Source organism: Siphonobacter sp. BAB-5405, assembly GCF_002872335.1.
Lineage (GTDB): Bacteria > Bacteroidota > Bacteroidia > Cytophagales > Spirosomataceae > Siphonobacter.
This window is the reverse complement of the sequence record NZ_NJAG01000072.1, coordinates 1-5696: the sequence shown is the minus strand read 5'-3', so window position 1 is coordinate 5696 and position 5696 is coordinate 1. Positions and strand designations below refer to the sequence as shown.

The 5696-nt window shown below is 49.8% G+C and carries 6 protein-coding genes; 5 read left to right on the top strand and 1 reads right to left on the bottom strand.

Annotated elements, in window-relative coordinates; all coding sequences use genetic code 11:
- The coding region (locus BWI97_RS25400) for a serine hydrolase (RefSeq protein WP_233208042.1) at positions 1–556 on the bottom strand (556 nt) is incomplete at its 3' end.
- Between the two features lie 257 nt (positions 557–813).
- Between BWI97_RS25400 and BWI97_RS25395 the strand changes: the two genes are divergently transcribed.
- From BWI97_RS25395 to BWI97_RS25380, 5 genes are all read left to right on the top strand, one after another.
- Positions 814–1704 carry an AraC family transcriptional regulator gene (locus BWI97_RS25395; protein WP_102203313.1) on the top strand — a complete coding sequence of 297 codons (891 nt, stop codon included), beginning with the start codon at positions 814–816 and terminating at the stop codon, positions 1702–1704.
- 101 nt (positions 1705–1805) lie between these two features.
- Positions 1806–2024, top strand: coding sequence for a DUF4287 domain-containing protein (locus BWI97_RS25390; protein WP_094812256.1), 219 nt, complete (start codon positions 1806–1808; stop codon positions 2022–2024).
- 286 nt (positions 2025–2310) lie between these two features.
- Complete coding sequence (locus BWI97_RS25385; RefSeq protein ID WP_233208041.1) at positions 2311–3900, top strand: DPP IV N-terminal domain-containing protein; 1590 nt, start codon at positions 2311–2313, stop codon at positions 3898–3900.
- On the top strand, positions 3836–4627 hold the full coding sequence (locus BWI97_RS28675; protein ID WP_233208040.1) for a S9 family peptidase: 792 nt from the start codon (positions 3836–3838) through the stop codon (positions 4625–4627). Before BWI97_RS25385 ends, BWI97_RS28675 begins: the two co-directional genes overlap by 65 nt.
- Positions 4628–4871: 244 nt before the next feature.
- Positions 4872–5459 carry an RNA polymerase sigma factor gene (locus tag BWI97_RS25380; RefSeq protein ID WP_102203312.1) on the top strand — a complete coding sequence of 196 codons (588 nt, stop codon included), beginning with the start codon at positions 4872–4874 and terminating at the stop codon, positions 5457–5459.
- The last annotated feature ends 237 nt before the right edge of the window (positions 5460–5696 follow it).

Genomic DNA, 5696 nt, shown 5'->3' with positions numbered 1-5696 from the left:
CCTTCTCCACAATACTTGCCAGGAGCATGTAGCCGGTGTTGCTGTATTCGTAGCGGCTACCGGGCTCAAACTGGCGTTCGGGATGGTATTGAATCAAATACGCGATATTATCCGCATTGCCTGCTACCTTACTCTTGTCCCAGTGCTGGTCCATTACTTCCTGATAATCGGGCAATCCCGAGGTATGATTCAGCAAATGCCGGATGGTTACGCCGGGGTACGGCAAACCCGGCAAATAGTTTTCGATGGGGTCGTCATACTGGAGTTTACCAGCTTCCTTGAGCAAAAGAATCGTCATGGCGGTGAACTGCTTGGAAAGAGAGGCGAGTTCAAAGACCGACGCCGTCGTCATGGATTGACGGGTGTCGAAGTTCTGGTACCCGAAAGCCCGATGGTACACAGGTTTCCCTTTTTCGGCGATCAGTACTACACCGCTAAAATCCGGAGCCGTCCGGAAAAAGGCGTCCAGGGGTTGAGCGACGCCAGCGGGGTGCATTCGTTTCTGACAGGAAATAAACAGGATACTAAGCGATACAAAGGTCAGCAGCTTTTTCATAGGGAAGAACAGATTCAGTTTTCCAAAGTACGCATTTCCTAGATTCCTTCCGCTAGCGTGGGTAGATACAACTGTATATATTGTACCTGTACACTTTTCTGCTGTACGTTATTTTGTGCTAGTTCTTCCGGGAAATGAGTTAGTCCTGCCCGACCGCGGACCGGTACCTTTGTCAAAAAATGGTTGTTTGCCTCGGGGATAAGGTTTCCCTTAAATTCATACTACCTAACTAAACTTTAAACGCGTATCTTGAAGCGATGAAACATTTTAAAACCCTGAGTGACCTGCACCGGGCGAATGGCTGGCCGCCGCCGGAACATCCGCTACTGAGTCTGGCGAATTGCAACCGGGATTGTCCGCTGGGCGACCGGGAGTTTACCAGCGATGCGTACCTGATTGGCTTCAAAAAGTTAAAAGCGGGCGTGATTCGGTACGGACGCACGCAGTACGATCACAGCAATGGGTCGATGATGTTCGTCAAGCCCCGGCAGATTATTGAAATGCGGGATCTGGAGCTTGAAGAAAAAGGCTTTATGATCTTTATTCACGAAGATTTTCTGAATGGACATGAGTTGCATCATACGATCCAGAAGTACGGTTTCTTTGATTACGAGGTCAACGAAGCCCTGCACCTTTCACCCAAGGAAGAAGAACTCATCTGGAGCCTGCACGAGAAGATCAGTAGTGAATACACCAATAATCCGGACGAGTACAGCCGGGAAATTATGCTGAGCCACCTGGCCTCCATTCTGATGTACGCCCAGCGGTTTTATAAACGGCAGTTCATCAATCGGACGGAACTTTCGGGAAAAATGATTTCTAAATTCAACCGGGTTTTGACACAGTACCTGGAAGCGGGGACTTTGCAGGAAAAGGGGCTCCCCTCGGTCAACGCCCTGGCAGATACCCTAAACGTTTCTCCGCGTTACCTGAGTGACCTGCTCAAGCAGGAAACGGGCAAAACCGCCATGGATTTGATCCACCTCTTTTTGATTTCCGAAGCGAAAAACCGCTTGCTGGCCGAGGATCAGAACATTGCTTCCGTGGCCTATCAGTTAGGTTTCGAAAACGTTTCGTACTTCACCCGGCTTTTTAAGAAACAGGTGGGTTTGAAGCCTTTTGAGTTTAAGAAAATGAACTTGAATTAAAGGCAGTGGGCAAGCTGTAAGGAATGTTCCCCATGAGCGTGCGGTCACTGTCTTCGTTGACCAATTACTTTTTTACTTGACCTCTAACAAACACAGATCCTATGTCTTTCCAAGCGTATCTTGACAACATCAAAGCCAAAACGGGTAAGTCTCCGGAAGATTTTAAGAAGCTCGCCGAAGCGAAAAACTTTATGATAGATGGAGTACTCAATCCTGCTATAAAAGCCACCGCTATCACGAATTGGCTGAAGGAAGAATTTGAGCTGGGACACGGCCACGCCATGGCGATTTATGCGACGTTTAAGGGGAAGACCGAGTGATCGCTTTGTGAAGACTCCTACTGGGTAATCGTGCCGGTCAGATGACGGATTCTGTACCTGCGATGTCCGTACAAGAGCGGGTTTGCAAAGGGTTTTGTTCTATACAGCTATACTGGTTTCAGACCTTCGTATCTTCTCGTCGTGTAGACGAAAGATCCAAGCGTCCGTTGAGAGGGTCGATTTTAATTCAGGCCAAGTCTATTAATCAGGCCTGAATGTGCTGAAAATGCCGTATTTTACGCGATCATTTTCCCATGTAAAGCATCCTTAACCAGACCCCTTTCCCATGAACGCTTGGAGTACATTTGTGCTTTCAACTGTATTGACGGGTACGGTGTGGGCTCAGCAAACCCCTTCCCTATCGGCCCAGGATTACGCCCGGGCCGAGCGTATGCTGGCCTCCACCACACAACAGTACATTGATCATACCGCCAGTCGACCCGTATGGTTGGCAAAAGACCGCTTCGTTTACCGCACCCTTACGCCCCAAGGCAGTGAATTCATTCTGGTCGATCCAGCCAAGGCGACGCGTTTACCAGCGTTCAATCATCAGAAAGTCGCGGAGGTGTTGTCTTCCGCCACGGGCAAAACGTATACGGCCCAACGATTGCCGTTTCAGGAAGTAACGTTCACGCCCGACGAAAAAGCGATTCTGTTTGCGTCCGGTGGTAAATCCTGGCAATACGATCTAACCAGCGGTCAGCTTACCCCCGCGAAAGAGAAGGTGAAAGCCCGCCGTAATGAGTCCCTTTCCCCCGATGGCAAAAAAGCGGCATTCATTAAAGATTACAACCTCTGGGTAAGGGATCTGGCGACGAATCAGCTTACCCAGCTGACGACCGATGGCGTCAAAGATTTTGGTTACGCCACCGATAACGCGGGCTGGAAACACAGCGACCGGGCCATCCTGCTCTGGTCCCCCGATTCCAAAAAAATCGCCACCTTTCAGCAAGACGAACGCAAGGTGGGTGAAATGTACTTAGCCACCACCAACGTAGGTCATCCCACGCTGGAACAGTGGAAATATCCACTCCCCGGTGATAGTACCGTAGCAATGCTACACCGCGTCGTCATCGAGGTTGGAAATCCGAAAGTCATTCGCTTACAGGTAGCCCCGGATCCGCACCGATCTACCCTGGGCGACGACATTTCATCCATGGGTAAACTCAGTGATGTGGCCTGGAATGACGATGCTACACAACTGCTTTTCGTGTCCACCTCCCGCGATCACAAGCAGGAAAAAATTCGCCTGGCCAATGCGACGACGGGACAGGTTCGGGAAATTTTCCAGGAAACGTCTGCTACGCAGTTTGAGTCCGGCCACGAAGGCATCAGCTGGCGGTACCTACCCAAAACCAACGAAATCATCTGGTACTCCGAGCGGGACGACTGGGGCCATCTGTACCTCTACGATGCCACCAGCGGTCAGCTCAAACAGCAGATTACCAAAGGCGAATGGCTGGTGACCGATGTACTGAGTGTGGATGAGAAAAACCGGATCATCTATTTCATGGCCAATGGCAAAGAACCCGGCAATCCGTACTATTCGCACCTCTATAAAATCGGTCTGGATGGCAAGAAGCTGACGTTACTCACGCCCGAACGGGGTAAACACCTGACGACCCTCTCGCCTTCGGGAGCTTATTTGGTCGATACGTATTCAGAACCAGATGTACCTCCAATTATGGTACTTCGTTCAAATACGGGTAAGCTCGTAGCAACGCTGGAAAAAACGGACCTAAGCCGCCTGCAGGCAACGGGCTGGAAACCGCCCATTCCTTTCTCCGTCAAAGCACACGACGGCAAAACGGATGTGTACGGACTTCTGTATACCCCAACCAAGCTCGATTCCACGAAAAAAATATCCGGTTATTGATTACATCTATCCCGGCCCTCAGGGCGGTAGTGTACGCAACTTCTCGTTTACGGCTTCGCGACGGGATAATCAGGCTCTGGCCGAGTTAGGTTTTATTGTGGTAGAACTCGAAGGTACCAGCAATCCGCTACGGTCCAAGCGTTTCCACGATATGAGCTACGGTAACATGGCCGATAACACGTTGCCCGATCAGATTGCAGCCATCCAACAGCTTGCGGCGGTGCGTACCTACATGGATACCAGCCGCGTAGGCATTTGGGGGCATTCGGGCGGCGGCTTTGCTACGGCTTGTGCGATGTTTGTGTACCCCGACTTCTTTAAAGTGGGTATTTCCGAATCGGGGAATCACGACAACCGCAACTACGAAGACGACTGGGGCGAGCGGTACATTGGCTTGGAGACCAAGAATGCCAGAGGCGTTTCGAATTACGAAGCTCAGGCGAATCAGGTTCACGCCAAAAATCTCAAAGGCAAACTGATGCTGGCCCACGGGATGATGGACGACAACGTTCCACCCTACAATACTCTGCTGGTAGTGGAAGCCCTGGAAAAAGCCAACAAAGATTACGATCTGGTGATTTTCCCCAACAGCCGTCACGGTTTTGGAGCGTATACGAACTACATGATGCGGCGTCGCTGGGACTATTTCGTGCAGCATTTGCTGGGCCTGACTCCTCCCAAAGAATACCTTATCAAAAATGGGACGGATCCCAGAAATGTAGAGTAAACAGTCACTTTAGAGCAAACGCCCGCCGGACAAACCCGGCGGGCGTTTCGTTTTTATGTCCCCTAATCGCCCCTCCTCAGGCGGTCAACCTCTTCTTTTCCAACCGTTTTACAGGGTAAATCTTTTGCCTATGCCTCTTATTCCTAGCGTTCAGAATTTCAAAGAACAGTTAAAGAAAAATATAATTATACGTCCAGCTAATAGGATAATTTAACGTACTTTATACCCTCAATCAACCGCACCTATGGAACCTATCTCCGACGATACACTCTGGCATTTGCTCCGACAGGGCGATCGTTCGGCCTTTGCTCAACTTTACGAGCGATACTATTCCATCTTGTACAGCTACGGTTATAAACTCTTTCCTCAAGTAACCTTGGTAGAAGATGCCGTTCAGGATTTGTTCATTGATCTTTGGCGAATGCGGGAGAATCTTTCAGCGGCCGATTCGGTGAAATTTTATCTGTTCAGATCGCTTCGTCGCAGTATTCATCGTTTGTCCGAAAAGGAAAAAAATCAGCTGCCTTTTACTTTTGATGCGGTAGAACCAGCAATGGAAGCCTCTTGGATCGATCACGAACAGGAAGCCCTGCTGATCCGGAGGCTGACCGCTTTGCTTCAAAATTTGCCTGCCCGGCAACGGGAAGTCATTACCCTTCGGTATTACGAAAACTTCAAAACCGAAGAAATTGCTCTCATCATGGGCATTACGGAAAAAGCGGTCCGCAATACGCTTTACAAAGCCCTTACCCAACTCCGGGGCCATCTGCCCGTCATGACGGCACTGATGAGCCTAATGGCTGGTTTGTTACTGGTTTTCTGGGCTTACTAAAAAAAATTCTGTTTTCGAGGGGACATTTCGCTAGCAGGCTGCTCTTGGTTATTGAACGAAGGAAAACCGATCCTGCGTTGTTCGATCTGGCCTATGCCTAGCTACGCTACCTTTACTGCTGAAGCATTTATTGAAGACGATTTTTTTCGCCGAAGTATTCAGTCGCCCACGGCTGAAACGGACGCGTATTGGCAGGAATTTCTCCGGAATCATCCCGAACAAACGCAGGCCATTCAT